Consider the following 25,943-nt stretch of genomic DNA (forward strand, 5'->3'; position numbering starts at 1 on the left):
GCCGAAACAGGAGAAAGCCAATGTCATCAAAAGTCTACCGGCCGGCCGACATGAACGAAACTTTTGCCGCCATCCGCAACAGCGGCGATGTCGAGGCTCTGCTTGGGCTCTACGAGGAAGATGCCCGCCTGCTGGTCGATGCCGGCGGCGAGGGCTTTGCCGGCAAGGCCGCCATCGCCGAAGAACTTGAGCGGCTCGTGCGCATGCCCGGCACGATGAGGTCGCAAAACACCTTCTGCGTCGAGCATGGCGACCTGGCGCTGCTGCGCGCCGATTTCGCGATCGTCGATGACGAAGGCCGCCCCCTCTATTTCGGCTTCACTGCCGAGATCGTGCGCAGGCAGGCCGACGGCACGTGGCTCTATGTCGTCGACCACGCCGGCGCCAGCCGCTACCGAGCCTAGGCTCGACCAACAGTTTGCCGTCTCCGCCAGATGGAGGAGACGGCAGCGCAATCACTGGCCCATCTTGTAGTCGAGGAACCACTTCTTGTTCAGCTTGTCGAAGGTGCCGTCAGCCTTCAGCGCCGCGATCGCCTGGTTGATCGGAGCGACGAGGTCCGAGCCCTTCTTGAAGATGAAGCCGAAATCCTCGCTGCCCAGCGGCTCGCCCACCACCTTGAGCTTGCCTTCCGAGGCGTCGACATAACCCTGGGCGGCGACGCTGTCGGTCAGCACGAGGTCGACGTCGCCGGCCTTGAGCGCCTGCACGGTGGCGCCGAAGGTCTCGAACAGCTTGATGCGCGGGTTCTGCTCGTTGCCGTCGAGGATCTCGTAGACGGCGGTGTAGAAAGGCGAGGTGCCCGGCTGCGCCGCGATCAGGCCGTCCTTGAGGGCACCGAAGCTCTTGGCGTCAGTGAAGCGGCTCTCGTCTGATCGCACCAGCATGAACTGCTGTGACCGCATATAGGGGTCGGAGAAGTCGACCTTCTCCTTGCGCTCGTCCTTGATGGTGATGCCGGTCATGCCGATCTGGTACTGGCCGTCCGAGACCGCCTGGATCATGGCGTCCCACGAGGTGTTCTGGTACTCGATCTTGACGTTCAGACGCTTGGCGATCTCGTCCATGGCGTCGTACTCCCAGCCGATCTGCTTGCCGGTCTTGGGGTCGATGAACTGCAGCGGCGGATAGGCATTTTCGGTCACCACGACGACCGACTTGCCGCCAAGATCCGGCAGGCTCTGGGCCATGGCGGCCAAGGGCAGAAGCACGACAGCCAGCGCGCCGGCCAGCGACAGTTTGAAATTAGACATGATGCGTTCCCCGAAACAAGAAGACCGGCGGCGCCGGTCGATTTGCGCCAGACTTTAGCCGTCCCAAGCGTGCTTGCAAGCATGGACGATGCGCTGGCACAGCCGAATGCACTGTATCTGTTTCGCTTTTGGCCCGTTTGCGAAACAAACCCCGGCCTCAGCCACCCGGCTGGTAAATCAGCAGATGCTCGTCATGAAACACGCCGTCGACCAGCAGCGCTCTCGGCTCGACGCCGTAGCTGACGAATCCAAGACCGAGATAGAGCCTGAGTGCCGGCAGATTGTCGGCAATCACATGGGCATGCAGTGCAAGGCCGCGTTCGGTCGCATGGTCGATCACCTGCCGCACCAGCGCCCGGGCGGAACCCGTGCCGCGCCAGACCGGATCGACATAAACGCCGAACATCGCGCCCTTGTGCCGTGTCTTGCGCCGCTTGTCGCCGATGAAGGTCGCGACGCCGACGAGCTCGCCATCGCCAAATACGCCATACACCGCATCGGGTTCGGCAAGGCTGATCCGCGCCTCGAAATCGGCGTCGGTCAGGTGCGCCTCGTCTTCCGGGCTCGAGCTGAAAGCCAGCGGCGCGTTTTCAAGCGCAGCAAACCGCAGCTTGCGATAGGCAGCGCCCTCGCCCAGCATAAGCCGACGCACGACGAAATCCCGCGAGCTCACCACCAACAAATCCTCCCCAAACGCAAAAGGGCGGCCGAAGCCGCCCTTTCGAAATCAAGTCCGGAAATTACTCGGCTGCGGTCTCAGCGGCGGCTTCAGCTGCCTTGGCGGCCTCGGCTGCTGCCTTCTTCTCGGCGGCTTCCTGAGCGGCCTTCTCGGCGGCCAGCGCCTGGGCTGCGGCAACCTTCTCGGCTTCGATACGGGCCTTCTCGGCGACCAGTGCGGCACGCTCGGCGTCGTTCAGCTTGCGGGCGCGGACGCCGGTGTTCTCGGTGATACGAGCCGACTTACCGCGACGATCGCGCAGGTAGTAAAGCTTGGCGCGACGCACCTTGCCGCGACGGACGATCTCGACGCCCTCGATCATCGGCGAATAGACCGGGAACACGCGTTCCACGCCTTCGCCATAGGAGATCTTGCGGACGGTGAAGTTTTCCTGGAAGCCCGAGCCGGCGCGAGCGATGACGACGCCTTCATAGGCCTGGACGCGGGTACGCGAGCCTTCGGTGACGCGCACCTGGACGCGTACGGTGTCGCCCGGCTGGAATTCCGGCAGGGTGCGCTTGGCTTCGATCTTGGCGGCCTGTTCGGCCTCGAGCTGGCGGATGATATCCATCTCAAAAATCCACTTCTTGTTCTTCCGACAGCCAGAGCGCCCAACGCTCGCCTTGCAGTTCCAAATGACCGCTTGGGTATGCCTTCTTCCCTTGCGGGCCTTCTGGCAGGGGCGACTACACCGTCACTGTTGACGGGTCCGGTCGATTATTCGTCCGGTTCGGGCGGGCACATAGCGCTATTTCGGCCATTTGTCACGCCTTTGCCGCTTCTTTTTTACGCGCCTTGTGTGCAGCGGTCCAGCGAAGGATGGCGGCCGGCGGCCACAAAGCCAGTTTCACCGAGGTATAGGACAACGTGCCTTGCCTTCCCTGCGTCAGCTTCCTAGAGAGCAACGAACGCAAACCACCTCTCAGGCAGCCCGTGTCCCTCGTCACAATTGGCATCCTCTTCCTCGCCGGCTTCCTATCGGGAGTCGTCAATGCCATCGCCGGCGGCGGCACCTTCCTCACTTTCGGCGCCATGACCATGCTCGGCGTCCCGCCGATCTCGGCCAACGCCACCTCGTCGATCGCCCAGTTCCCCGGCTACATCACGTCGACCTGGGCCTACATGGCCGACATCAGGCAGATGTGGCGCGGCGCCGTCGCCTTTGCCATCATTTCGGCCGTTGGCGCGCTGGCCGGAGCGCTCATCCTGCTCTCGCTCGACAATGTCGCCTTCGGTGCGCTCGTGCCGTGGCTTCTGCTCGCCGCCACCGCCCTCTTTGCCGCCGGCCCGTGGCTGCGCCCGAAGAAGCTCGCCGCGCGCGCCGCTGATGCACCGGCCTCGCTCGCCGGCCGCATCGTTCAGTTCTTCACCTCGATCTATGGCGGCTTCTTCGGCGCCGGCATGGGCGTGATGATGCTGGCCACCCTCGGCCTCACCGAAGGCGGCGACTACCACCGCCTCAACGCGCTCAAGAACATGCTCTCAATCGTCATCGCCGCGGTTGCCATCATCATCTTCGCCTCGGGCGGTGTCGTCGCCTGGACCCATGCCGCGATCATGGTGCCGGGCGTCGCGCTCGGCGGCTACGCCGGCGTCTGGACCGCCCGCCGCGTCCCCCAAGCGCTCGTACGCACCTTCGTCGTCGCGGTCGGGCTGTTCCTTGCGGGCTATTACTTCACAAAAGGCTGAAACGCCGTCGCTTCTCACCTCTCCCCGTTCACCGGGAGAGGGTGCTCACAGGCAGATGAGGGACGGGGCTAACGCCTACCCCTTCTTCCCCGCACGCGCGGCCCACAAATCCGGTCGTCGCTCCCTGGTCAGCTTTTCCGCCTCCGCCCGCCGCCATTTGGCGATCTTGCCGTGATTGCCCGAGGTCAGCACCTCGGGGATGGCCCGGCCCTCGAACTCCTGCGGCCGGGTGTAATGCGGGTGCTCGAGCAGCCCACCCTCAAAGCTCTCTTCGTCACCCGAGACGTCGTTGCCCATCACGCCGGGCAGAAGCCGCACCACCGCGTCGAGCAGCACCAGTGCTGCCGGCTCGCCGCCGGAGAGGATGAAGTCGCCAACGGAAATCTCTTCCAGCTCGCGTGCATCGATCACGCGCTGGTCGACGCCTTCAAAGCGCCCGCACAGGATCACAGCACCAGGCCCCGCCGCCAGCTCGCGCACCCGCTCCTGGGTCAGCGGCTTGCCGCGCGGGCTCATCAGGATGCGCGGACGTTCGTCACCCTCGGGCGAAGCGTGGTCGATGGCCTTGGCGATGATGTCGGCACGCAGCACCATGCCGGCGCCGCCGCCGGCCGGAGAATCGTCCACGGTCCGGTGCTTGTCGGTGGCGAAGTCGCGGATCTGCACCGACTCCAGCGCCCAGTCGCCGCGCTCCATCGCCCGCCCGGCCAGGGACAGCCCCAGCGCGCCCGGAAACATTTCCGGATAAAGCGTGAGCACGGTTGCTCGGAACATCAGCGATTGCCCCCGGCGTCCTTCGGGCCGCGCGGCCGTTCGTCGAACTCGCCATCGGAGGGTGCGTCTTCGTCGTCCTCGTCATCGACAAGTCCGGCCGCCACAGTGTCGATGGCCACGAAGCCGCCTGATACATCGACGACCGGCACCGCGGCCTGGGTGAACGGGATCAGCACGCCCTTGCGGCCCTGGTACTGGATTTCCAAAATGTCGCCGCCGCCATAATTCTGCACGGCAAACACCTTGCCCACCGGTGCGCCGGTTTCATCGCGAACCTGAAGGCCGACCAGGTCGGCGTGATAGAACTCGCCCTCGTCACCATCGTCGGGCAGCGCCGAACGGTCGACGAACAGCTCCGTGCCCGTCAGCGCCTCGGCCGCGTTGCGGTCGGCCACGCCCTTGAAACGCACCACCACCACCTCGTTGGCAGGCCGGATCGCAGCGATCTCGAAAGCGCGCCCGTCCTTGGCATAGAGCGGGCCATAGTCGGCCAAGGCCAGCGGGTCGCCGGTGAAGGTCTTGACCCGCAACTCGCCCTTGATGCCATGGGCGGCGCCGATCACGGCCATCTGGATAGGATTTTGGGGTTTGGCCATCGCCTGCTTCACTGCTTGTCAACTTCACGCGTTCAACACTGCCATATTCCAATCGGACGCCCGCTGCCAATGCAGGAATTCCTCATCGCCGCAAAACCCGACCTGCAATCAGCCCGCGAAGGCTGGCTGAAGGCGCTTGCCGGCGAACGTCGCCTCTCGGCAGCAACGGTCGATGCCTATGAGCGCGACACACGCCAGTTCCTGCAGTTCCTGACCGGCCACAATGGCGGCCCACCCGGCATTTCCGACATCAGCGACCTGCGCCCGGCCGACCTGCGCGGCTTCCTTGCCTCGCGCCGCGCCGACGGCGCCGGTGCCCGCACGCTCGGGCGCGGCCTTGCCGGCGTTCGCTCGCTGCTGCGCTTCCTCGAACGCCAGGGCCTGGTCAATGCAGCCGGTTCGTCGGCCCTCAGGGCGCCGAAGCAACCGAAATCGCTGCCCAAACCGCTGACCGCGGTCGATGCCAAGCGTGTCGTCTCGGTGGGCGAACAGCTCGCCGAAGAACCATGGATCGCCGCGCGCAATGCCGCCGTGCTGACCCTGCTCTATGGCTCAGGCCTGCGTATTTCCGAAGCACTCAACCTGTCCGGCGCGGAACTGGCCACGCCTGCCGACACCGTGCTGCGCGTTTCGGGCAAGGGCGGCAAGACCCGTCTCGTGCCGGTTCTATCAGTTGCACTCCAGGCCGTCGCCGAATACCGCAAGCTCTGCCCCTACCATCTCGGCGCCGGCGGCGCCCTGTTTCGCGGCGCGCGCGGCGGCCAGCTCGATCCGGCAATCATCCAGCGCGAGATGCGCAAGATGCGCGCAGCACTCAACCTGCCCGATACGGCAACCCCGCATGCTTTGCGCCATTCCTTTGCCACCCACCTGCTCGGCCGAGGCGGCGACTTGCGCACCATCCAGGAACTGCTCGGCCACGCCAGCCTGTCGACGACCCAGATTTACACCGGCGTCGACACGGCGCGGCTGCTGGAAATCTACGAAGCCGCCCACCCGCGTGCCTGACGCCTCGTCCGAAAGTCGCCCCCGATTTCCGGAGCATATTTCGCCTGCAACAGCTCTTGCGGCTCGACAATTGTCACCACCGCATTAACCGTTTTGCCGTTTTTGACCGTTACACCAGCAGCATGACACGTCTCGTTGCCATTGCCGATCGCACCTCGCTGTTGTCGTTGAAGCTGCTTGCAGCACTCAACATGCTGTTCTTCATCCTGTTCTTCGCCATCGCCTTCCTGCTCGCCGGCAAGGCACATGCCGAGGCGCCTGTTTGCACTGGCTCCGACATGCTGACCGAGTTGCAGAAGAGCGACCCGGCAGCGCTCGCCAGGATCGAAACCGAGGCCAGGGACACGCTCAACGGCCAGGGCCTGTTGTGGAAGCTGGAAAAGCCCGGCCAGAAGCCGTCCTGGCTCTACGGCACCATGCATGTCACCGATCCGCGCGTCACCGTGCTTGAGCCGGCGGCGCAAAAGGCCTTCGACGGATCGCACACGCTGGTCATCGAAACCACTGATGTGCTCGACCAGCAGGCGATGGTCGCCGGCCTGATGAAACAGCCCGAATTGATGATGTTCACCGATGCGACGACATTGCCGTCGTTGCTGTCGGCAGAGGAAGCAAAGATCGTCAATGCGGCGCTGGAAGCGCGCGGCATCCCGCCGGCAAGCGTGACCAAGATGAAGCCGTGGATGCTGTCGGCGATGGTCGCCCTTCCAGCCTGCGAGCTCGCCCGCAAGTCCGGCGGCGCGCCGGTGCTCGACATCCTCTTGGCCCAGCAGGCCAAGGCGGCCGGCAAGCAGGTCAAGGGCCTCGAAAGTGCGGCCGACCAGCTCTCGGCGATGGCGTCGCTGCCGATCGAATTCCATATCAAGGGCCTTGTCGAAACCCTCAAGCTCGGCAACCGCATGAACGATGTCATCGAAACGATGGTCGTGCTCTACCAGCGCGGCGACACCGGCATGTTCTGGCCGCTGTTCCGCAATGCGCTGCCGAGCTCAGCCGGCGACGAAACCAGCTATGCCGCCTTCGAGGAAGCGATGGTGACGACGCGCAACAAGACCATGGTCGAGCGCGCCGGGCCGCTCGTCGGCCCGGGCGACGCCTTCATGGCCGTCGGCGCGCTGCACCTGCCCGGCCCGGACGGGCTGGTCGAGTTGTTCCGCAAGGCCGGTTACACCGTGACGGTGGCCGACCGCTGACAACTGCTTCTAAGGCTTGGCAGCCCGCGCCAGCATGGCCGGAACGATGATCCTGTGGAACGGCAGGACAATGGTGAGATAGGTTCGGCCGAGCCAGTTGTGCGGCTTGACCAACGTTGTTGCGCTGACCTCCTGCCGGCCCCCACCAAGCTCTGTCAATTCGACAAGCAGCCTGAAATCGAGATGGTGGTCGTCCAAGCCAAGCACCATCCGCTGCCCGGACTGGCTCAGCACAGGGAACATCCCCTTCCGTTCCAGCTCCGGCGCAAGGTCTTCGTCGCGAGTCTTCAAGCCGAACGGCCTGACCATCACATTGCGCAGCGTCATCAGTGCCCCGATCCAACTCGGCCGATGGCGGAACACCCGCTCGGCCGCAGTCCCGACGTCAAGACGCTGGCCATGCACCACAACGGTAAATTTGTCGGCGAAACTCGCGCCGGGCAATATTTGCGCGGCATCGGGAAAGACAGGCACCACTGGCATGTTCTTGGCCTCTGCTCATTGCAACCTGACCGAGCCTATTCCTGTTTGATCGCCTTTGGAGCGTGGCGAAACGACGCCGCCGGAACGTTCGTTTCGAAATTTTCACGTCAAAGTGAAACCGAAACGGCCTTCGCGCGTTGATTGCGATGTTCACGCAACGATTGCGGAGCGCAGCTGAGGGAGATCTCAATGGTGAACAATCCAGATCCAGGACGCCCGGCCGGCCAGTCGAGCATGGGCAGCACGTGGCTGATAGCCATCATCGTCGTGCTGCTCGCCGCGGTGGCCTATTACATCTTCGGTCCCAAGACCGCCGAAGCTCCGGCACCCGCCGAGCCACCGGCGGCGACGGCCCCGGCACCAGCTCCGGCCGAACCTGCTGCTCCGGCACCGTCGGGCACGATGGCGCCCGCGCCTGCTGAACCGGCCCCCGCGCCGGCACCTGCCGAGCCTGCACCCGCACCGGCCACTCCGGCTCCGGCCGAGCCAGCGCCTTCGGGCGGCGGCACAACGGCTCCGGCCCCGGCACCTTCCGGCGGCTAAGGCACCAGCTCAAATGCAAACGGCCCGCTCATCGAGCGGGCCGTTTCAATTTGGTTCGAAACGAACTGCGGACCGAAGCGATCCAGCGGTTCTTACATGTGGATCGGCTTGAAGAAGGTGGCGAGTGCCGCTTCCTTCACCGCTTCCGACATCGTCGGGTGCGCATGGCAAGTGCGGCCGAGATCTTCCGACGAGCCGCCGAATTCCATCAGCACCGCCGCTTCGTGGATCATCTCGCCGGCGCCGAAGCCGACGATGTGCACGCCCAGCACCCTGTCGCTGTCCTTGTCGGCCAGCACCTTCACGAAGCCGTCGGTGTGCAGCATGGCGCGCGCCCGGCCGTTGGCGGTAAACGGGAACTTGCCGACCTTGTAGGCAACGCCGGCCTTCTTGAGCTCGTCTTCGGTCTTGCCGACCGAAGCCACTTCGGGGCTGGTGTAGACCACACCGGGGATGACGTCGTAGTTCACATGGCCGGCCTGGCCGGCGATGATCTCGGCAACCGCCACGCCCTCGTCCTCTGCCTTGTGTGCCAGCATCGGGCCGACGACGACGTCGCCGATGGAATAGATGCCGGCAACGTTGGTGCGCAGATGGCCGTCGGTCTTGACCCGACCACGCTCGTCCATCTCGACGCCGGCTTCCTTGAGCCCCAGACCGTCAGTGTAGGGCCGACGGCCGGTGGCAACGAGCACGACATCGGCCTCGATGGTCTCAGTGTCTCCTCCCTTTACCGGCTCGAAGGTCACCGTCGCGCCCTTCTTGGCCTTGGCGACACCCGTCACCTTGGAGCCGAGTTTGAACTCGAAGCCCTGCTTGGCCAGCATGCGCTGGAACTGCTTGGCGACGTCGCCGTCCATGCCGCCCAGGATGGTGTCGAGATACTCGACAACAGTCACCTTGGCACCGAGGCGCGCCCAGACCGAGCCGAGCTCGAGGCCGATGACGCCGCCGCCGACAACCACCAGATGAGCAGGCACCTTCTCCAGCGACAGGCCGCCGGTGGACGAGATGATCACCTTCTCGTCGAACTCGACATTGACGCCCGGAATGCCGGCGACGTCGGAGCCGGTGGCGATGACGATGTTCTTGGTCTCGATTTCCTGGGTCTTGCCGTCGGCCCCGGTCACGCCAACCTTGCCGGCGCCCAACACCTTGCCGATGCCCTGGAAGCTTTCGATCTTGTTCTTCTTGAACAGGAACGACACGCCGTTGACGTTGGCCGCGACGGTCGCATCCTTGTGCGCCATCATCTTCTTCAGGTTCATCTTCGGCGTGCCGACCTCGACGCCGAGCGCGTCGAAGGAATGCTGCGCCTCGGCCAGCATTTCCGACGCATGCAGCAGCGCCTTGGAGGGAATGCAGCCGATGTTCAGGCAGGTGCCGCCGAAGGTCGCGTTCTTCTCGACCACGGCGACCTTCAATCCGAGCTGTGCCGCCTTGATGGCGCACACATAGCCGCCTGGGCCCGAGCCGATTACGACGACGTCATATGCCATTGTTCTTTCCTTCTTGCCTGGGGCGGTCAGCGACCGCCGCTCACATTCAAAATCGAGCCCGTCGTATATGATGCCTCATCCGACAAAAGCCAGATGACGGCGCGGGCAACTTCTTCCGCCTTGCCTTCGCGTTTCATCGGCACGAGCCCGCGAATGGCAGCGATCCGGTCGGGCTGACCGCCCGACGCGTGGATTTCGGTGTCGATGATGCCGGGACGCACCGCGTTGACGCGCACGCCCTCGGTTGCCACTTCCTTGGCAAGCCCGATGGTCAAGGTGTCGATCGCGCCCTTGGAGGCGGCATAGTCGACATATTCGCCGGGCGAGCCGAGCGAGGCGGCCGCCGACGAGATGTTGACGATGGCGCCACCCGCGCCACCATGCAGGCTCGACATGCGCTTCACCGCCTCGCGGGCGCACAGGATCGAGCCGACGACGTTGATGCGCATCATGCGCTCGAGTCTGAAGGCGCTCATCTCGTCGACGCGCGCCTTCATGTCGACCACGCCGGCATTGTTGACGAAGGCGTCGAGCCGGCCATAGGCGCGGTCAACCTCGGCGAACATGGCGAGCACGTCGGCCTCGTTACCGACATCGCCCTTGATGGCGATGGCATCGCCGCCTGCCGACTTCAGCTCGGCCACCAGTGCTGTGGCCGCGGCAGCGTTGGACACGTAGCTGAACGCCACGCAATAGCCGGCCTTGGCCGCCAGCCTGCAGATGGCGGCCCCGATACCGCGGCTGCCGCCTGTAACCAGCAGGACTTTTCCCTGAGCGCTCATTCCTGGCACCCCTTCAGCTCGAACACGTCCCACGGCACTTTGGAAAAGCCTTGGGGACCATAGGCTGCAGATGCCCTGAGCCCGTGGCCCAGGTCGGAGAAGATAAGTTTCTTCGGCGCGGCCGCCGCGATGCGCTCGCGCGGCAGAAGCCCGACATCGCCCTGCTCGTCGACGCTGTAGATCACACCCTGCCACACCGTGCAGGCTTCGATCTCCTCGCCGGTCACGTCGCCTTCCGGGCACTGATGCATCAGCATGCCGTTCGGCCGCGCCACGTCCTGCGACCACATCACCACGCCGTCGAGCACGATGGAATTGTCCATCACCATCTTGAAGCTGTTGGTCACGGTTGCCGATTCCAGCGTCGGCCGGAAGTCGATCTCGGCGGCACCGTCGCGGTCGCCATAGACAGCAAGCTCGATCGGGCATGCCGCTTGCGCCACCGTCGCCGACAGCACCGCTACAGCCGTGATCAATGCCTGAAGCCGCATCAGCCGGCCTGCACGGTCGCGAGCTTCACGCCAAGCCCGATGAAGATCATGCCGGTCACCTTGTTGAACCAGCGGCCCCAGGCGACGAAGCGCTCGCGCACCGAGGCCATGGTGAAGAACATCGACACGCCGACAAACCAGGCAATCAGCACCACGGCCATCAACAGCCCGTAGACGCCCTTCACCGCGGCGGGCGTCTTGTGGCTGACCATCGCCGTGAACAGCGGCAGGAAGAACAGCACCGCCTTGGGGTTGAGCGCATTGGTGACGAAGCCCGTCAGGAAGCAGCGCACAGCAGAAATCTCCCGCGGCTCACTTGCGCCCGCCTGCACTTCGACCGACGCCATCTCCATCGGCCCGGCGCGAAGCGCCTTGATACCGAGATAGAGCAGATAGGCCGCACCGGCCCACTTGATCAGCGAAAACAGCAGCAACGACTTCGACACGATCAGCCCGATGCCCAAAATGGTGTAGCTGACATGAAACAGCAGCGACACGCCGATGCCGAAGCTGGTGATGATGGCGGCACGGCGGCCATGCACGATGCTCTGGCGTACCACCATGACGAAATCGGCACCCGGCACCACCATCAGCACCGAGAACACGGCCAGCAGGCCGGCAAATTCGAACGCATATTGCGTCATGCCTTGTCACTCCCCGACTGCGCGCCCAGTGACGCATTGCCCAAGGGCGCATTGAACGCCCAGACATGGCCGAACGGATCCTGGATCTTGGCGTAGCGTGCGCCCCAGAACATGTCGTCTGGCTCCATCACAGTCTTCGCACCAGCCGCCACCGCGCGCTCGACCGCCTGGTCGACCTGGCCGGGCAGCTTCAAATTGATGTTGACGGTCATGCTGGCGCCGCCGCGGGAGAGCGGCGACAACACATCGCCGCCGAATTCGGGAAACTCGTCATGCAGCATCACCTCGCTGCCGAACATGGCGAGGTTGGCATGCAGTACACGCACGCCGTCATCGGCCATCTGCTCGAAGGTCTCGACGGCATCGAACGCCTTTTCGTAGAAGGCGATCGCCTCCTTGCCGTCCTTGACGCACAGATGCACCTGGATTGCGGGAATGTCTGGTTCGAAAGCCATGCGACCGTCTCGTTTCGGTTTCTTCAGGCGGCAATGTTACGTCATCAGGCGCACGACCATCAGGACCAGCCCGGCGATCGAAACGAACCAGACGAGCGTACGCAGCACCGGAATTCCGGCCACGTACAGCAAGGCATAAACAAGGCGGGCGACGATCCACATCACGGCGCCCAGAGCACCCAGCTCGCCCGTCTTGCCTGTCACCGCCAGCGCCAACGCCAGCGCGATGAAGGCGGGATAGGTCTCCAGCATGTTGTTGAGCGACCGGATCAGACGCCCCGAAATGATGCTCTTCGGCGCGCGGCCGTCGTCACGCGAACTGAGCAGATACTTGATGCTGAAATCGCCCGACAGGTCGAGCGAAAGCGCCTGCACCAGTATGTGCGCGATCAGCAGCACGACACTCCAGCCCAGAACCCAGATTTCAGTCGATGCTGCTGCGGGTTCCATCACCACTACCGCCCTCGAAGCGCAAGATAGCTGATCAGTACGGCGTCTCCGGCCGCTGGCAAGTCCGGCATTAGCTCAGGAAAGCAAAGGGGCCCAGTCAGCCGGGCCCCTTGAAGCCTTTTTCGATCAGAGGTCGAGAACCAGACGCTCCGGATCTTCCAGGCTGTCCTTGACGCGGACCAGGAAGGTCACGGCTTCCTTGCCGTCGACGATGCGGTGATCGTAGGACAGTGCAAGATACATCATCGGGCGGATGACGATCTGGCCGCCGACAGCGACCGGACGGTCCTGGATCTTGTGCATGCCGAGGATGCCCGACTGCGGTGCGTTCAGGATCGGCGTCGACATCAGCGAGCCGTAGACGCCGCCGTTGGAGATGGTGAAGGTGCCGCCCTGCATGTCGGCGACCGACAGCTTGCCATCGCGCGCGGCGAGACCGAGGCGACCGATTTCCTTCTCGATCTCGGCGATCGACATCTGGTCGGCATCGCGCACCACCGGAACCACCAGGCCCTTTTCGGTGCCGACGGCAACGCCGACATGGGCGAAGTTCTTATAAATGATATCGGTGCCGTCGATCTCGGCGTTGACGGCCGGGATTTCCTTCAGCGCATGGGTCACCGCCTTGGTGAAGAAGCCCATGAAGCCGAGCTTCACGCCATGCTTCTTCTCGAAGATGTCCTTGTACTTGGTGCGCAGCGCCATCACCGCGCTCATGTCGACCTCGTTGAAGGTGGTCAGCATGGCAGCCGTCGACTGCGCTTCCTTGAGGCGGCGCGCGATCGTCTGGCGCAGCTTGGTCATGCGCACGCGCTCTTCGCGCGGAGCGTCTTCGGTTGACGAGGGAACGCGTGCCGCAACCGGTGCGGCGGCAGCAGCCGGTGCAGCGGCGGGCGCCGAAACGCCCTTGGCAATGGCTTCGAGCACGTCGCCCTTCAGCACCTGGCCGCGCTTGCCGGAGCCGGCGACCTGGTCGACCGACAGGTTGGTCTCGGCCAGAATCTTGGCAGCAGCCGGTGCCGGCGGCATCTTGCGCTCTTCGATGGGCGGCGAGCCGGCAACCGATGCGGTCTGCGCGACAGCTTCCTTGACGGTCGATGCCGCATTCGGCGCGGACGCCTGGGCAACCGCTGCGGGCTTGGTTGCTGCCACGGCGCCATCGCCGGCACCGATGGTGCCAAGCAGCGCGCCGACGCCGACGGTTTCGCCTTCCTTGACGGTCAGCTCGACCAGCACGCCGGCGGCCGGCGCCGGCACTTCGATGGTGACCTTGTCGGTCTCGAGCTCGACCAAAGGCTCATCGGCGGCGATCACGTCGCCGGCCTTCTTGAACCACTTGCCGATGGTTGCCTCGGAAACGGATTCGCCGAGGGTAGGGACACGGATTTCGGTAGCCATTTTTTGCCTGTCCGTTCTTTGTTTATTCGCCGAGGGCGTCGTCGAGGAATGCCTGGAGCTGCGCCACGTGCTTGGACATCAGGCCCGTCGCCGGGGAGGCGGCAGCCGGACGGCCGGTGTAGCGCACGCGCTGGTGCTTGGCGTCGATATGGGCGAGCACCCATTCCAGATACGGGTCGATGAACGACCACGCGCCCATGTTCTTGGGCTCTTCCTGGCACCACACCATTTCGGCGTTGCGGAAGCGGCTGAGCTCGGTGATCAGCGCCTTGGCCGGGAACGGATAGAGCTGCTCGACGCGCAACAGATAGATGTCGTCGATACCGCGCTTCTCACGCTCCTCGTAGAGGTCGTAATAGACCTTGCCGGTGCACAGCACGACGCGGCGGATCTTCGAGTCCTTGACCAGCTTGATCGGCTGATCGCCGAGATACTGGGCGTCGTCCCACAAGAGACGGTGGAACGAGCTCTCGCCCGAGATCTCCGACAGCGACGACACGGCACGCTTGTGGCGCAGCAGCGACTTCGGCGTCATCAGGATCAGCGGCTTGCGGAAGTCGCGCTTCAGCTGCCGGCGCAGGATGTGGAAGTAGTTGGCCGGCGTGGTGACATTGGCCACCTGCATGTTGTCTTCGGCGCAGAGCTGCAGGAAGCGCTCGAGGCGCGCCGACGAGTGCTCGGGGCCCTGGCCTTCATAGCCGTGCGGCAAGAGGCAGACGAGACCCGACATGCGCAGCCACTTGCGTTCGCCAGACGAGATGAACTGGTCGAACACCACCTGGGCGCCGTTGGCGAAGTCGCCGAACTGCGCTTCCCACAGCGTCAGCGCCTTGGGCTCGGCGAGCGAGTAGCCATATTCGAAGCCAAGCACGGCTTCTTCCGAGAGCATCGAGTTGATGACCTCGTAACCGGCCTGCGCCGCCGACAAATTGTTGAGCGGGATGTAGCGGTTTTCGTCACGCTGATCGTAGAGCACGGTGTGGCGCTGCGAGAACGTGCCGCGCTCGGAATCCTGGCCCGACAGGCGGATCGGATTGCCGTCGAGCAGGATCGAGCCGAACGCCAGCGATTCCGCCGTTGCCCAGTCGATGCCTTCGCCCGATTCGATCGCCTGGCGGCGGTTTTCGAGGAAGCGGCCGATGGTGCGGTGGACTTCGAAGTCCTTCGGCACCTCGGTCAGCTTCTTGCCGATTTCCTTCAGCGTCTTGACCGGCACCGCGGTCTTGCCGCGGCGCTGTTCGTCCTGGTTGTCGGCCGTGCGCATGCCCGACCACGCGCCATCAAGCCAGTCGGCCTTGTTCGGCTTGTAGGCCTGGCCCGCCTCGAACTCGGCTTCGAGGAAGCCGCGCCAGTCGGCGCGCATCTTGTCGACCTCGGCCTGGTTCATCAGGCCTTCGGCCATCAGCTTGTCGGCATAGGTCTGCACCGTGGTCTTATGGGTGCGAATGTTGCGGTACATGATCGGCTGCGTGAAGGCAGGCTCGTCGCCTTCGTTGTGGCCGAAGCGGCGGTAGCAGAACATGTCCACGACAACCGGCTTGTGGAACTTCATGCGGAACTCGGTCGCGACCTTGGCCGCGAACACCACCGCTTCCGGATCGTCGCCGTTGACGTGGAAGATCGGCGCCTCGATCATCTTGGCAACGTCGGACGGATAGGGCGACGAGCGCGAGAAGCGCGGGTTCGTCGTGAAGCCGATCTGGTTGTTGATGATGAAGTGCAGCGTGCCGGCGACGCGGTGGCCGCGCAGGCCCGACAGGCCGAGGATTTCGGCGATCACGCCCTGGCCGGCGAATGCCGCATCGCCGTGCAACAGCAGCGGCATCACCTTGGCGCGCTCTTCCTGCGGCACGATCTCGCCGCGGGCGCGACCGAACAGCTGGTCCTGCTTGGCGCGTGCCTTGCCCATCACCACCGGATCGACGATCTCGAGATGCGAGGGGTTGGCGGTCAAGGACAAATGGACCTTGTTGCCGTCGAACTCGCGGTCCGACGAGGCACCAAGGTGGTACTTCACGTCGCCCGAACCCTCGACATCGTCAGGCGCGTAGGAGCCACCCTTGAACTCGTGGAACACGGCGCGATGCGGCTTGGCCATGACGTTGGTCAAGACATTGAGGCGGCCGCGATGGGCCATGCCGAGCACGACCTCCTTGAGGCCGAGCGAGCCGCCGCGCTTGACGATCTGCTCCAGCGCCGGGATCAGCGACTCGCCGCCGTCGAGGCCGAAACGCTTGGTGCCCTTGTACTTGACGTCGATGAACTGCTCGAAGCCCTCGGCCTCGATCAGCTTCGACAGGATCGCCTTCTTGCCCTCGGGCGTGAACTCGATCGCCTTGTCCGGACCTTCGATGCGGGCCTGGATCCAGGCCTTTTCCTCGGGATCGGAGATATGCATGAACTCGACGCCGAGCGTCGAGCAATAGGTGCGCTTCAGGATCTCGAGCATCTCGCGGATGGTCGCGTATTCGAGGCCCAGCACATGGTCGATGAAGATCGGCCGGTCGTAATCGGCGGCGGTGAAGCCATAGGCCTCAGGCGACAGCTCGTTATAATCCTCGAGCGGCTTGGCGATGCCGAGCGGGTCGAGATTGGCATGCAGGTGGCCGCGCATGCGGTAGGCGCGGATCATCATGATGGCGCGCACCGAGTCGCGCGTCGCCTGCAGCACGTCGGCCTTGGACGGTTCGGTGCCGGTCACGGCGACCGCCTTGTCCTTGACCTTCTTCTCGATCAGCTTCTCGACCATGCCCCAGTTGCCGTCGAGCGCGGAAACCAGTTCGCCATTGGCCTGCAGCGGCCAGCTCGGCGTCGACCACGAGGCGCCCTTGGCGTTCTTGCGGATGTCGCCGGCGTCGTCCTTCAGCGCGCCGAAGAAGTCGCGCCACTCCTGGTCGACCGCTTCAGGGTCGTCGAGATAGGCGGCGTGCAGCGCCTCGATGTAGTCGGCATTGCCGCCATAGAGGAACGAGGTGAGGGAAAATTGGTCGTTGGCCTGATCGGATCGTGCCATCTTTGTCCTGCGGAGCCTCTGGCTCCTCTCCTGTTTTGAAGGGAGTAGCGCAGTAAGGCAGTAGGGCAATGATCTGGAATTCCTGCTGCCCGTACTGCCCTACTCCCCTATTCACTTGGCCTTAGCTCTTGATCGCCTCGACCAGCGTGGTGCCGAGGCGTGCAGGCGACGGCGACACGCGGATGCCCGCTGCCTCCATGGCCGCGATCTTGTCTTCCGCGCCGCCCTTGCCGCCGGAGATCACTGCGCCGGCGTGGCCCATGGTACGGCCTTCCGGTGCGGTGCGTCCGGCGATGAAGCCGGCCATCGGCTTCTTGCGGCCGCGCTTGGCCTCGTCGATGAGGAACTGCGCTGCGTCCTCTTCGGCCGAGCCGCCGATTTCGCCGATCATGATGATCGACTTGGTCTCGTCGTCAGCCAGGAACATCTCGAGCATGTCGATGAATTCCGTGCCCTTGACCGGGTCGCCGCCGATGCCAACAGCCGTCGACTGGCCGAGACCGGCATTGGTGGTCTGGAACACCGCTTCATAGGTAAGCGTTCCCGAGCGCGAAACAACGCCGACCGAACCCTTGCGGAAGATGTTGCCCGGCATGATGCCGATCTTGCACTCGTCCGGCGTGACGATGCCGGGGCAGTTCGGGCCGATGAGGCGCGACTTCGAGCGGTCGAGGCGTGCCTTGACCTTGATCATGTCGGTGACCGGGATGCCTTCGGTGATGCAGACGATCAGCGGGATCTCGGCGTCGATCGCCTCGATGATCGCTGCGGCGGCACCTGCCGGCGGCACGTAGACGACGGACGCATTGGCGCCGGTCTTTTCCTTGCCTTCGGCAACCGTCGAAAAGATCGGCAGCGGCACGGAACCGTCCCACGTCTCGCCGCCCTTCTTGGGGTGGATGCCGCCGACCATCTTGGTGCCGTGATAGGCCAGCGCCTGTTCGGTGTGGAACGAACCGGTGTTGCCGGTCAGGCCCTGCACCAGGATCTTGGTGTTCTTGTCGATGAGAATGGACATTGGCTCAGTTTCCCTTCACCGCAGCGACGATCTTCTTCGCCGCGTCGTCGAGGTCGTCGGCCGAGATGACGTTCAGCCCGCTCTCGTTGATGATCTTCTTGCCCAGCTCGACATTGGTGCCTTCGAGGCGCACAACCAGCGGAACCTTGAGGCCGACTTCCTTGACCGCCGCGATCACGCCCTCGGCAATGACGTCGCACTTCATGATGCCGCCGAAGATGTTGACCAGGATGCCTTCGACAGCCGGATCGGCGGTGATGATCTTGAACGCTGCCGTCACCTTCTCCTTGGAAGCGCCGCCGCCGACGTCGAGGAAGTTGGCAGGCTCAGCGCCATAGAGCTTGATGATGTCCATCGTGGCCATCGCCAGGCCGGCGCCGTTGACCATGCAGCCGATGTTGCCGTCGAGCGCCACATAAGCGAGGTCGTATTTCGACGCCTCGATCTCCTTGGCATCCTCTTCGGTGGTGTCGCGCAGCTCGAGCACGTCGGCGTGGCGGAACAGCGCATTGTTGTCGAACGACACCTTGGCATCGAGCACACGCAGGCGGCCATTCTTCATGACGATCAGCGGGTTGACCTCGAGCAGGCTCATGTCCTTCTCGACAAACGCCTTGTAGAGGATCGGGAACAGGCTCTCGCCGTCCTTGGCCGCCTCGCCTGAGAGCTTCAGCGCCGAATTCAGCGCCTTGAGGTCGTCAGCCGTCACGCCCTTCTCCGGGTCGATCGCAACGGTGATGATCTTCTCCGGCGTGTCATGGGCGACAGCCTCGATGTCCATGCCGCCCTCGGTCGAAACCACGAAGGCGATGCGGCCGACCGAACGGTCGACGAGGATCGACAGATACAGCTCGCGGTCGATGTCGGCGCCGTCCTCGATATAGAGGCGGTTGACCTGCTTGCCGGCCGGGCCGGTCTGCTTGGTCACCAGCGTGTTGCCGAGCATTTCCTTGGCAAACGCCACGACCTCGTCGACCGACTTGGCGAGACGCACGCCGCCCTTGGCGTCGGCGGGCAGTTCCTTGAACTTGCCCTTGCCGCGCCCGCCGGCGTGGATCTGGCTCTTCACGACGTAGAGCGGGCCCGGCAGCGCCTTGGCGGCAGCTTCGGCTTCCTCGATCTTGAACACCGGCACGCCGTCAGCGACGGGAGCACCGAAACCCTTGAGCAATTGCTTGCCCTGATATTCGTGGATGTTCATGCCCGTTGTCCCTTACTTCTTGCCGAGGTTCGGCGCGATGGCGACGCAGGCCTCGCACAGACCCTTCACCGCTTCGACCGACTTCTCGAACATCTTCTGCTCGGCCTTGTTGAAGTCGAGCTCGATGATGCGCTCGACGCCACCGGCGCCGATCACCACGGGAACGCCAACATACATGTCCTTGACGCCATACTGGCCCGACAGGTGCGTCGCGCAGGGCAGCACGCGCTTCTTGTCCTTGAGATAGGCTTCGGCCATCTGGATCGCCGACGAGGCCGGCGCGTAGTAGGCCGAGCCGGTCTTGAGCAGGCCGACGATCTCGCCGCCGCCCTTGCGGGTGCGCTCGACGATGGCGTCGAGCTTGTCCTGGCTGGTCCAGCCCATCTTGACCAGGTCCGGCAGCGGAATGCCGGCAACGGTCGAATAGCGCACCATCGGCACCATGTCGTCGCCGTGGCCGCCCAGCGTCATCGCCGAGACGTCTTCGACCGAAACCTTGAACTCTTCCGACAGGAAGTAGCGGAAACGCGCCGAGTCGAGCACGCCGGCCATGCCGACGACGTGGCTCTTGGGCAGGCCCGAAAACTTCTGCAACGCCCACACCATAGCGTCGAGCGGGTTGGTGATGCAGATGACGAAGGCCTTCGGGGCATACTTCTTGATGCCGGCGCCGACCTGTTCCATGACCTTGAGGTTGATGCCGAGCAGGTCGTCGCGGCTCATGCCGGGCTTGCGCGGCACGCCGGCGGTGACGATGCAGACGTCGGCACCCTCGATGCCGGCATAGTCGTTGACGCCGGTGTAGCGCGAGTCGAAGCCGTCGACCGTCGAAGATTGCGCGATATCGAGACCTTTACCCTGCGGGATGCCTTCGGCAATATCGAACATGACCACGTCGCCGAGGTCTTTGAGGCCAACCATATGGGCGAGCGTGCCGCCAATCATGCCGGAGCCGATGAGGGCTATCTTGTTGCGTGCCATGAAGGAATTTCCCTTTGCCTGTAACGACGCCGTGGCGGCGGGGTGGATTAGGTTTGGGCCAGAGAGGCCGCGGAAATGCAGCCAGAAATAGCGGCTCGCAATAGCTCCATGGCCAAAAAAATTCAACCGATTATTTTGACCTCAACTTTTTCAATCGGTTAGAAACAACGGGATTTACGTAAACGTCAAAGTTTTGTGACGACTTTACGAAGAAACGGTGAAGAGTACGATGCCTCCCATCGAGATCCGAAGACTGGGTCCCGGCGACGAACGCCTGCTCGACACCGTCGCCGCAGACGTCTTCGACGAGCCGGTCGACCCGCTCCGCCTGAAGGCCTGCCTCGCCTCCCCGGGCCATCTGCTCTTCGTCGCCCTCGATGATGGCCAGGTTGTGGCGCAGGCAGCCGGCATGATCCACCACCACGTCGACAAGCCGTCGGAACTCTATGTCGACGAAGTCGGCGTCTCGCCCGCCTGGCAGCGCCGCGGCATCGCCAACCTGCTGATGGACGCGCTGTTCAACGCCGGCCGCGAAGCCGGCTGCGAAGAAGCCTGGCTCGGCACCGAACCCGACAACCTCCCCGCCCGTGCCCTCTACGACAGCCGCAGGGAGCCGGCCGAACCGGCGGAGACGTTTGTGATGTATCTCTACGACCTTGGCGAAGGATCGAAGTAGACCGGAGCGTCGATGACGGCCTGACCTTCGTTTTGGCGGCGCCTACGGAAGAGAGCGGGATAGGATCCTCACGCCTTCACGCTATTCCGGCGCTGCCGCAGGCCTGGTTTCCACCGTCTCGTTCCTTCGCCCCCCTCTGCCCTGCCGGGCATCTCCCCCACAAGGAGGGAGATTAGTCTCTCCGCCGCCGGCGCTCATTCTGCAAGATTGCTGGGAATGCGCTTGCAACCTCAATGGTAAGGCAAGGCGCCGATGAAGGCATGATCTCCCTCCTTGTGGGGGAGATGGCCGGCAGGCCAGAGGGGGCTGCGAAGGATCATGACGCCGAAGATTAAGCTTCATAGGCACCACGATCAGGCTCAGCCGCCGCTCTGGGCGCGCAACCGTCATCTGCTGCATCGGGAATGCAAAGACGTAGTACCATGGGACAAGTCGCCGATCCTGCGCATGGGACCCTTGCACTACGGGGCGACGGCAGGCCGCACAGAGCGGCACATAGGGAACGCTGAGAAGGGTCAGAGACACGCGGCATGGCCCGATGCTGCCCGCCGCGATGAAGGCCAAGACCGCTGCGACCGGCCGTCGAACACGATCCAGCCCCTGAACATCCAGAAACTGCAGCCGATCGCGTCGCCGACCCATCTGGCGGCCAGTGGCTCTTGCCCGGCGCCCCCGGACCGAGAACACGTCTACTGCAAACAGCACCTGCAAAAAAGCCGCCGGAGCTTTCGCCCCGGCGGTTTGTTTCACATGAATCGCGTCGAGAACTTACGCGGCGAGGTCGCGCAGGACGTACTGCAGGATGCCGCCGTTCTTGAAGTAGTCGAGTTCATCAAGGGTATCGATGCGGCAGAGGATCGGAACGTCCTTCACCGAACCGTCGGCGAAGGTGATCTTGGCCACCATCTTCTGGCGCGGCTTGATCGTCTCGAGGCCGTCGATCGTCACCTGCTCGTCACCCTTGAGGCCAAGCGTCTTCCAGCTGGTGCCCTCTTCGAAGGTGAAGGGGATCACGCCCATGCCGACCAGGTTCGAGCGGTGGATACGCTCGAAGGACTGGGCGATGACGGCGCGGACGCCGAGCAGGTTGGTGCCCTTGGCAGCCCAGTCGCGCGATGAGCCGTTGCCGTACTCGACGCCGGCGAAAATCACCAGTGGCGTACCTTCGCTGCGATACTGCATGGCGGCATCGTAGATCGGCATCTCTTCCTTGGACGGATAGTGGAAGGTGTAGCCACCCTCGCGACCGTTCTCGCCCAGCATGTGGTTGCGGATGCGGATGTTGGCAAACGTGCCGCGCATCATCACTTCGTGGTTGCCACGACGCGTGCCGTACTGGTTGAAGTCGGCAACGCCGACGCCGTTGTCGGTCAGGTACTTGCCGGCAGGTGAAGCCGCCTTGATGGAACCAGCCGGCGAGATGTGGTCGGTGGTGATCTTGTCGCCGAACAGGCCGAGCACGCGCGCGCCCTGGATCTTGCCGATCTGGCCCGGCTTCGAGCCCATGCCGACGAAGTAAGGCGGGTTCTGCACATAGGTCGACTTGTCGTCCCAGGCATAGGTCTGGCCTTCCGGCGCCTTGACGTTCTGCCAGTTCTCGTCGCCCTTGAAGACGTCGGCATATTTGCGGGCAAACAGCTCGCGGGTGACGTTTTCGGCGATGAACTGCTCAATCTCGACATTGGTCGGCCAGATGTCCTTCAGGAATACCGGCTTGCCGTCACGGTCCTCGCCGATCGGCTCGGAGGTCAGGTCCAGGGTCACAGTGCCGGCGAGCGCGTAAGCGACCACCAACGGCGGCGAGGCCAGGTAGTTGGCCTGCACGTCGGGCGACACGCGGCCTTCGAAGTTGCGGTTGCCCGAGAGCACGGCCGCGCCAATCAGGCCCTTGTCGTTGATGGTCTTGGAGATCGGCGCCGGCAGCGGGCCGGAGTTGCCGATGCAGGTCGTGCAGCCGAAGCCGACGAGGTTGAAGCCGATCTGGTCGAGCTCCTTCTGCAGGCCCGACTTCTCGAGATACTCGGCAACCACCTGCGAACCGGGAGCCAGCGAGGTCTTCACCCACGGCTTCTGCTTGAGGCCGATGCGGTTGGCATTGCGGGCCAGAAGGCCGGCGCCGATCAGCACGCTCGGGTTCGAGGTGTTGGTGCAGGAGGTGATCGCAGCGATCACCACGTCGCCATGGCCGAGGTCGAACTTTTCACCCTCGACCGCATAACGCTTGGCGGTGTCGACGGTCTTCTTGTATTCGGCTTCGAGCGCGGTCGCGAAGCCCGAGGCGATGCCTTCGAGCGGGATGCGGCCTTCGGGACGCTTCGGGCCGGCCATCGATGGAACGACTGACGCCATGTCGAGCTCGAGCAGGTCGGTGAAGACAGGATCGGCCGACGAAGCGTCGCGCCACATGCCCTGCGCCTTGGAGAACTCCTCGACGAGTGCGATGCGGTTTTCGGCGCGGCCCGACATGTTGAGGTAGCGGATGGTCTCGGCATCGACCGGGAAGAAGCCGCAGGTCGCGCCATATTCCGGCGCCATGTTGCCGATGGTGGCGCGGTCGGCCAGCGTCATGTTGCTGAGGCCGGGGCCGAAGAACTCGACGAACTTGCCGACGACGCCCTTCTTGCGCAGCATCTGGGTGACGGTCAGCACCAGGTCGGTAGCGGTGACGCCTTCCTTGAGCTTGCCGGTCAGGCGGAAGCCGATGACTTCAGGCAGAAGCATCGAGACGGGCTGGCCGAGCATAGCGGCTTCCGCTTCGATACCGCCGACGCCCCAGCCCAGCACGCCCAGGCCGTTGACCATGGTGGTGTGCGAGTCGGTGCCGACGCAGGTGTCGGGATAGGCCGTCGTCACGCCGTCCTCGGTGTTGGTCCACACCGTCTGGGCGAGGTATTCGAGATTGACCTGGTGGCAGATGCCGGTGCCGGGCGGCACGACGCGGAAGTTGCGGAATGCCTGCTGGCCCCACTTCAGGAACTTGTAGCGCTCTTCGTTGCGCTCATATTCGAGCTCGACATTGCGGGCGAAGGCCAGCGGCGTGCCGAATTCGTCGACGATGACCGAGTGGTCGATGACGAGGTCGACCGGAACCAGCGGGTTGATCTTCTCAGGGTCGCCGCCCAGGGTCTTGATACCGTCACGCATGGCGGCAAGGTCGACGACGGCCGGAACGCCGGTGAAGTCCTGCATCAGCACGCGGGCCGGGCGGTAGGCGATCTCGACGCCGGCGGTGCCCTTGTCGACAAGCCAGCCGGCAACCGCCTGGATGGCGTCCTTGGTGACGGTGCGGCCGTCTTCGTTGCGCAGCAGGTTTTCCAGCAGCACCTTCATCGAATAGGGCAGCTGCGAGATGCCGGTCAGGCCGTTCTTTTCGGCCTCGATGAGGCTGTAATAGACATAGTCCGTGCCTGCAGCGGTGAGCGTGCGGCGGCAATTGAAACTGTCGAGTGATTTGGACACGTGCGATCCATCCTTGTCTGTTCAGCCTGAAAGGGAACGGACTCCGATGGGCATGCAATCACGCGCAAAGGTGCGGGTACGGCCATTTCCGCTGTCCGGTCCCAAGCAACCCGAGCCGTTCAAGGCGGCGCGTGCGCTGGTTCGGCGCAAATTCTGTTTCCATGCCGACCGCTGGCATGGTCGAGTGGCATATAGAGAATTTATTGGAATAGTTCTAGACGGAGATTCGCCTATTTTGCTGCGACGCAAAGCGGCAGCGAGATGGTTTCGGCGACGGGGGAAGAATGCGGCTGATCGCCGAAAATCTCAGCGGTGAACGGGGTGGCGAGCCGGTTTTCGAAGACATCGGCTTCACGCTGGAGAACGGCGAGGCGCTGATCGTCACCGGCCCCAACGGTTCGGGCAAGTCGACCCTGCTGCGCGTCATCGCCGGGCTTTTGCCGCATGCATCGGGACGAATCGGCATCGAGGGCGGCGGCGAGGAGTTTCCGACCGTTGCCGCAGCCTGCCACTATCTCGGTCATCAGAACGCAATGAAGGCCGCATTGACGGTTCGCGAGAATCTCAAATTCTGGCAGAGCTTTGCGGGCAGTGGAAAGCTGGGCATTGCTGACGCCCTGGACGATGTCGGCCTCGGCGGCCTCAGCCACCTGCCCTTCGGCTACCTCTCCACCGGCCAGAAGCGCCGTGCCGCGATCGCCAAGCTGCTCATCAGCCACCGCCCGGTCTGGCTGCTCGACGAGCCGACTGCAGGTCTCGACAAGGCGTCCGACGCGCGCTTGGCAGGGCTGATGCGGGATCATTGCGCGGCGGGCGGAATCGTCGTCGCCGCGACCCATCTGCCGCTTGGGCTGGAGGGGGTGAAGGCGCTGGAGATGGGGCGGGTGCATGTCTGAAAACGCTGCCCTTCTTCCCACCCCCCTCTCCGAACAGATCAACGGAAGGCAGCTCCCATGCTAGCCCTCTACCTTCGCGACCTACGCATGGGCGTCCGCGCCGGCGGTGGCGCCTTGACGGGCGTGCTGTTTTTCCTCGCCGTCATCGTCACCATCCCCTTCGGCGTCGGGCCCGATCTCAACCTGCTTGCCCGCATCGGCCCGGCAATTCTCTGGATCGGCGCGCTGCTGGCCAGCCTGCTCGGCCTCGACCGGCTGTTCCAGGCCGACCGCGAGGACGGCTCGCTCGATCTTCTGGTGCTCAATGCCGACCGCCACATGCTGGCGCTGACGGTGCTGGTCAAATGCCTGGCGCACTGGACAGCAAGCGTGTTGCCTCTGGTTATCGCAGCCCCCCTGCTTGGCCTGTTCATGAACATGGAGCTCATCGGCATCGGGGCCGCGGCACTCACCTTGCTCGTCGGCACGCCGGCCATCGTCTTCATCGGCGCGACGGGTGCCGCCGTCACCGTCGCCCTGCCGCGGGGCGGGCTGCTGATCTCGGTGCTGGTGCTGCCGCTGGTCATCCCGGTGCTGATCTTCGGCGTCACAGCAAGCTACGGTGCTGTCAACGACCCCGACCCGTTCACCCCGCCGTTCCTGATTCTTTGCGCATTGACGATGTTCCTCGCCGTCATCGGCCCATTGGCGGCGGCGGTTGCGCTTCGCTCGGGCACCGACTGA

The 25,943-nt window shown here is 64.0% G+C and carries 26 protein-coding genes; 8 read left to right on the forward strand and 18 right to left on the reverse strand.

All coding sequences use genetic code 11. From position 1 onward, the window contains the following. Window positions 1-20: 20 nt before the first annotated feature. The gene (locus tag Amn_RS26610) at window positions 21-404 is read left to right on the forward strand and encodes a YybH family protein (protein WP_246340653.1); all 384 of its coding nucleotides are present in this window, start codon (window positions 21-23) and stop codon (window positions 402-404) included. A 51-nt stretch (window positions 405-455) separates the two neighbouring features. Here Amn_RS26610 and Amn_RS26615 read toward each other — a convergent pair whose 3' ends face one another. The 3 genes from Amn_RS26615 to rplS all read right to left on the reverse strand — a co-directional run bounded on the left by Amn_RS26615 (window position 456) and on the right by rplS (window position 2,542). Further along, window positions 456-1,253: a basic amino acid ABC transporter substrate-binding protein gene (locus tag Amn_RS26615; RefSeq protein ID WP_067956101.1), complete on the reverse strand. Its 798-nt coding sequence runs from the start codon at window positions 1,251-1,253 to the stop codon at window positions 456-458. A gap of 157 nt (window positions 1,254-1,410) precedes the next feature. Beyond that, window positions 1,411-1,926 carry a GNAT family N-acetyltransferase gene (locus Amn_RS26620; protein ID WP_182574002.1) on the reverse strand — a complete coding sequence of 172 codons (516 nt, stop codon included), beginning with the start codon at window positions 1,924-1,926 and terminating at the stop codon, window positions 1,411-1,413. Window positions 1,927-1,993: 67 nt separating this feature from the next. Beyond that, window positions 1,994-2,542 carry a 50S ribosomal protein L19 gene (gene rplS / locus Amn_RS26625; protein ID WP_067956097.1) on the reverse strand — a complete coding sequence of 183 codons (549 nt, stop codon included), beginning with the start codon at window positions 2,540-2,542 and terminating at the stop codon, window positions 1,994-1,996. A 362-nt stretch (window positions 2,543-2,904) separates the two neighbouring features. Between rplS and Amn_RS26630 the strand changes: the two genes are divergently transcribed. After that, window positions 2,905-3,660 (forward strand): sulfite exporter TauE/SafE family protein, encoded by a 756-nt coding sequence (locus Amn_RS26630; RefSeq protein WP_182574003.1) that lies wholly within the window; start codon window positions 2,905-2,907, stop codon window positions 3,658-3,660. 75 nt (window positions 3,661-3,735) lie between these two features. Here Amn_RS26630 and trmD read toward each other — a convergent pair whose 3' ends face one another. Then, on the reverse strand, window positions 3,736-4,437 hold the full coding sequence (gene trmD, locus Amn_RS26635; protein WP_286298197.1) for a tRNA (guanosine(37)-N1)-methyltransferase TrmD: 702 nt from the start codon (window positions 4,435-4,437) through the stop codon (window positions 3,736-3,738). Beyond that, window positions 4,434-5,030, reverse strand: a complete 597-nt coding sequence (gene rimM / locus Amn_RS26640) for a ribosome maturation factor RimM (RefSeq protein ID WP_286293929.1) — start codon at window positions 5,028-5,030, stop codon at window positions 4,434-4,436. The genes trmD and rimM overlap by 4 nt, the downstream gene beginning before the upstream one ends. Window positions 5,031-5,099: 69 nt before the next feature. On the opposite strand from rimM, the gene Amn_RS26645 reads away from it, so the two are divergent. Beyond that, window positions 5,100-6,038 (forward strand): tyrosine recombinase XerC, encoded by a 939-nt coding sequence (locus Amn_RS26645; RefSeq protein WP_286293931.1) that lies wholly within the window; start codon window positions 5,100-5,102, stop codon window positions 6,036-6,038. 122 nt (window positions 6,039-6,160) lie between these two features. Continuing rightward, window positions 6,161-7,231, forward strand: coding sequence for a TraB/GumN family protein (locus Amn_RS26650; protein WP_286293933.1), 1,071 nt, complete (start codon window positions 6,161-6,163; stop codon window positions 7,229-7,231). Window positions 7,232-7,240: 9 nt separating this feature from the next. On the opposite strand, the gene Amn_RS26655 is transcribed toward Amn_RS26650, so the two are convergent. Continuing rightward, a complete protein-coding gene (locus tag Amn_RS26655; RefSeq protein ID WP_067956093.1) occupies window positions 7,241-7,714 on the reverse strand; it encodes a DUF2867 domain-containing protein in 474 nt (157 codons plus the stop codon). A 189-nt stretch (window positions 7,715-7,903) separates the two neighbouring features. On the opposite strand from Amn_RS26655, the gene Amn_RS26660 reads away from it, so the two are divergent. After that, entirely contained in the window at window positions 7,904-8,257 is a 354-nt protein-coding gene (locus tag Amn_RS26660) for a hypothetical protein (RefSeq protein WP_083948376.1), read from the forward strand. Between the two features lie 92 nt (window positions 8,258-8,349). Here Amn_RS26660 and lpdA read toward each other — a convergent pair whose 3' ends face one another. The 11 genes from lpdA to mdh form a co-directional block, all read right to left on the reverse strand. Next, window positions 8,350-9,756 (reverse strand): dihydrolipoyl dehydrogenase, encoded by a 1,407-nt coding sequence (gene lpdA / locus Amn_RS26665; protein WP_286293936.1) that lies wholly within the window; start codon window positions 9,754-9,756, stop codon window positions 8,350-8,352. Between the two features lie 26 nt (window positions 9,757-9,782). Then, complete coding sequence (locus tag Amn_RS26670; RefSeq protein WP_286293939.1) at window positions 9,783-10,538, reverse strand: SDR family oxidoreductase; 756 nt, start codon at window positions 10,536-10,538, stop codon at window positions 9,783-9,785. Further along, window positions 10,535-11,029, reverse strand: a complete 495-nt coding sequence (locus Amn_RS26675; RefSeq protein WP_286293941.1) for a hypothetical protein — start codon at window positions 11,027-11,029, stop codon at window positions 10,535-10,537. Before Amn_RS26675 ends, Amn_RS26670 begins: the two co-directional genes overlap by 4 nt. Beyond that, complete coding sequence (locus Amn_RS26680; protein ID WP_286293943.1) at window positions 11,029-11,673, reverse strand: LysE family transporter; 645 nt, start codon at window positions 11,671-11,673, stop codon at window positions 11,029-11,031. The genes Amn_RS26675 and Amn_RS26680 overlap by 1 nt, the downstream gene beginning before the upstream one ends. Further along, a complete protein-coding gene (locus Amn_RS26685; protein WP_067956086.1) occupies window positions 11,670-12,128 on the reverse strand; it encodes a VOC family protein in 459 nt (152 codons plus the stop codon). The genes Amn_RS26680 and Amn_RS26685 overlap by 4 nt, the downstream gene beginning before the upstream one ends. Before the next feature lie 36 nt (window positions 12,129-12,164). Next, window positions 12,165-12,578, reverse strand: coding sequence for an MAPEG family protein (locus Amn_RS26690; protein ID WP_286293946.1), 414 nt, complete (start codon window positions 12,576-12,578; stop codon window positions 12,165-12,167). A 126-nt stretch (window positions 12,579-12,704) separates the two neighbouring features. After that, the gene (odhB, locus tag Amn_RS26695) at window positions 12,705-13,976 is read right to left on the reverse strand and encodes a 2-oxoglutarate dehydrogenase complex dihydrolipoyllysine-residue succinyltransferase (RefSeq protein ID WP_286293948.1); all 1,272 of its coding nucleotides are present in this window, start codon (window positions 13,974-13,976) and stop codon (window positions 12,705-12,707) included. A gap of 22 nt (window positions 13,977-13,998) precedes the next feature. Further along, window positions 13,999-16,989 (reverse strand): 2-oxoglutarate dehydrogenase E1 component, encoded by a 2,991-nt coding sequence (locus Amn_RS26700; protein ID WP_286293950.1) that lies wholly within the window; start codon window positions 16,987-16,989, stop codon window positions 13,999-14,001. A gap of 121 nt (window positions 16,990-17,110) precedes the next feature. Then, window positions 17,111-18,007 carry a succinate--CoA ligase subunit alpha gene (gene sucD / locus Amn_RS26705; protein ID WP_286293952.1) on the reverse strand — a complete coding sequence of 299 codons (897 nt, stop codon included), beginning with the start codon at window positions 18,005-18,007 and terminating at the stop codon, window positions 17,111-17,113. Between the two features lie 4 nt (window positions 18,008-18,011). Next, on the reverse strand, window positions 18,012-19,208 hold the full coding sequence (gene sucC, locus Amn_RS26710) for an ADP-forming succinate--CoA ligase subunit beta (RefSeq protein WP_182574008.1): 1,197 nt from the start codon (window positions 19,206-19,208) through the stop codon (window positions 18,012-18,014). A 12-nt stretch (window positions 19,209-19,220) separates the two neighbouring features. Then, the gene (gene mdh / locus Amn_RS26715; RefSeq protein WP_067956077.1) at window positions 19,221-20,189 is read right to left on the reverse strand and encodes a malate dehydrogenase; all 969 of its coding nucleotides are present in this window, start codon (window positions 20,187-20,189) and stop codon (window positions 19,221-19,223) included. Window positions 20,190-20,418: 229 nt separating this feature from the next. On the opposite strand from mdh, the gene Amn_RS26720 reads away from it, so the two are divergent. Then, window positions 20,419-20,865, forward strand: a complete 447-nt coding sequence (locus Amn_RS26720; RefSeq protein WP_286293957.1) for a GNAT family N-acetyltransferase — start codon at window positions 20,419-20,421, stop codon at window positions 20,863-20,865. Window positions 20,866-21,633: 768 nt separating this feature from the next. On the opposite strand, the gene acnA is transcribed toward Amn_RS26720, so the two are convergent. Then, on the reverse strand, window positions 21,634-24,324 hold the full coding sequence (gene acnA / locus Amn_RS26725) for an aconitate hydratase AcnA (protein WP_286293959.1): 2,691 nt from the start codon (window positions 24,322-24,324) through the stop codon (window positions 21,634-21,636). Window positions 24,325-24,608: 284 nt separating this feature from the next. Here acnA and ccmA point away from each other — a divergent pair, with 284 nt between their 5' ends. Further along, a complete protein-coding gene (gene ccmA, locus Amn_RS26730) occupies window positions 24,609-25,220 on the forward strand; it encodes a heme ABC exporter ATP-binding protein CcmA (protein ID WP_154386751.1) in 612 nt (203 codons plus the stop codon). A gap of 57 nt (window positions 25,221-25,277) precedes the next feature. After that, on the forward strand, window positions 25,278-25,943 hold the full coding sequence (ccmB, locus tag Amn_RS26735) for a heme exporter protein CcmB (protein WP_067956070.1): 666 nt from the start codon (window positions 25,278-25,280) through the stop codon (window positions 25,941-25,943).

The organism is Aminobacter sp. Y103A (genome assembly GCF_030294925.1).
GTDB lineage: Bacteria > Pseudomonadota > Alphaproteobacteria > Rhizobiales > Rhizobiaceae > Aminobacter > Aminobacter ciceronei.

Excerpts from the sequence above, each read along its gene's own strand:
- mdh (WP_067956077.1), bottom strand. The coding sequence starts at position 20,189 with ATGGCACGCAACAAGATAGCCCTCATCGGCTCCGGCATGATTGGCGGC.
- Amn_RS26610 (WP_246340653.1), top strand. The coding sequence starts at position 21 with ATGTCATCAAAAGTCTACCGGCCGGCCGACATGAACGAAACTTTTGCC.
- Amn_RS26655 (WP_067956093.1), bottom strand. The coding sequence starts at position 7,714 with ATGCCAGTGGTGCCTGTCTTTCCCGATGCCGCGCAAATATTGCCCGGC.
- Amn_RS26645 (WP_286293931.1), top strand. The coding sequence starts at position 5,100 with ATGCAGGAATTCCTCATCGCCGCAAAACCCGACCTGCAATCAGCCCGC.
- Amn_RS26685 (WP_067956086.1), bottom strand. The coding sequence starts at position 12,128 with ATGGCTTTCGAACCAGACATTCCCGCAATCCAGGTGCATCTGTGCGTC.
- odhB (WP_286293948.1), bottom strand. The coding sequence starts at position 13,976 with ATGGCTACCGAAATCCGTGTCCCTACCCTCGGCGAATCCGTTTCCGAG.
- Amn_RS26680 (WP_286293943.1), bottom strand. The coding sequence starts at position 11,673 with ATGACGCAATATGCGTTCGAATTTGCCGGCCTGCTGGCCGTGTTCTCG.
- Amn_RS26670 (WP_286293939.1), bottom strand. The coding sequence starts at position 10,538 with ATGAGCGCTCAGGGAAAAGTCCTGCTGGTTACAGGCGGCAGCCGCGGT.
- Amn_RS26675 (WP_286293941.1), bottom strand. The coding sequence starts at position 11,029 with ATGCGGCTTCAGGCATTGATCACGGCTGTAGCGGTGCTGTCGGCGACG.
- sucC (WP_182574008.1), bottom strand. The coding sequence starts at position 19,208 with ATGAACATCCACGAATATCAGGGCAAGCAATTGCTCAAGGGTTTCGGT.
- Amn_RS26720 (WP_286293957.1), top strand. The coding sequence starts at position 20,419 with ATGCCTCCCATCGAGATCCGAAGACTGGGTCCCGGCGACGAACGCCTG.
- Amn_RS26615 (WP_067956101.1), bottom strand. The coding sequence starts at position 1,253 with ATGTCTAATTTCAAACTGTCGCTGGCCGGCGCGCTGGCTGTCGTGCTT.
- Amn_RS26700 (WP_286293950.1), bottom strand. The coding sequence starts at position 16,989 with ATGGCACGATCCGATCAGGCCAACGACCAATTTTCCCTCACCTCGTTC.
- lpdA (WP_286293936.1), bottom strand. The coding sequence starts at position 9,756 with ATGGCATATGACGTCGTCGTAATCGGCTCGGGCCCAGGCGGCTATGTG.
- Amn_RS26650 (WP_286293933.1), top strand. The coding sequence starts at position 6,161 with ATGACACGTCTCGTTGCCATTGCCGATCGCACCTCGCTGTTGTCGTTG.
- ccmB (WP_067956070.1), top strand. The coding sequence starts at position 25,278 with ATGCTAGCCCTCTACCTTCGCGACCTACGCATGGGCGTCCGCGCCGGC.
- ccmA (WP_154386751.1), top strand. The coding sequence starts at position 24,609 with ATGCGGCTGATCGCCGAAAATCTCAGCGGTGAACGGGGTGGCGAGCCG.
- Amn_RS26690 (WP_286293946.1), bottom strand. The coding sequence starts at position 12,578 with ATGGAACCCGCAGCAGCATCGACTGAAATCTGGGTTCTGGGCTGGAGT.
- rplS (WP_067956097.1), bottom strand. The coding sequence starts at position 2,542 with ATGGATATCATCCGCCAGCTCGAGGCCGAACAGGCCGCCAAGATCGAA.
- sucD (WP_286293952.1), bottom strand. The coding sequence starts at position 18,007 with ATGTCCATTCTCATCGACAAGAACACCAAGATCCTGGTGCAGGGCCTG.
- rimM (WP_286293929.1), bottom strand. The coding sequence starts at position 5,030 with ATGGCCAAACCCCAAAATCCTATCCAGATGGCCGTGATCGGCGCCGCC.
- Amn_RS26660 (WP_083948376.1), top strand. The coding sequence starts at position 7,904 with ATGGTGAACAATCCAGATCCAGGACGCCCGGCCGGCCAGTCGAGCATG.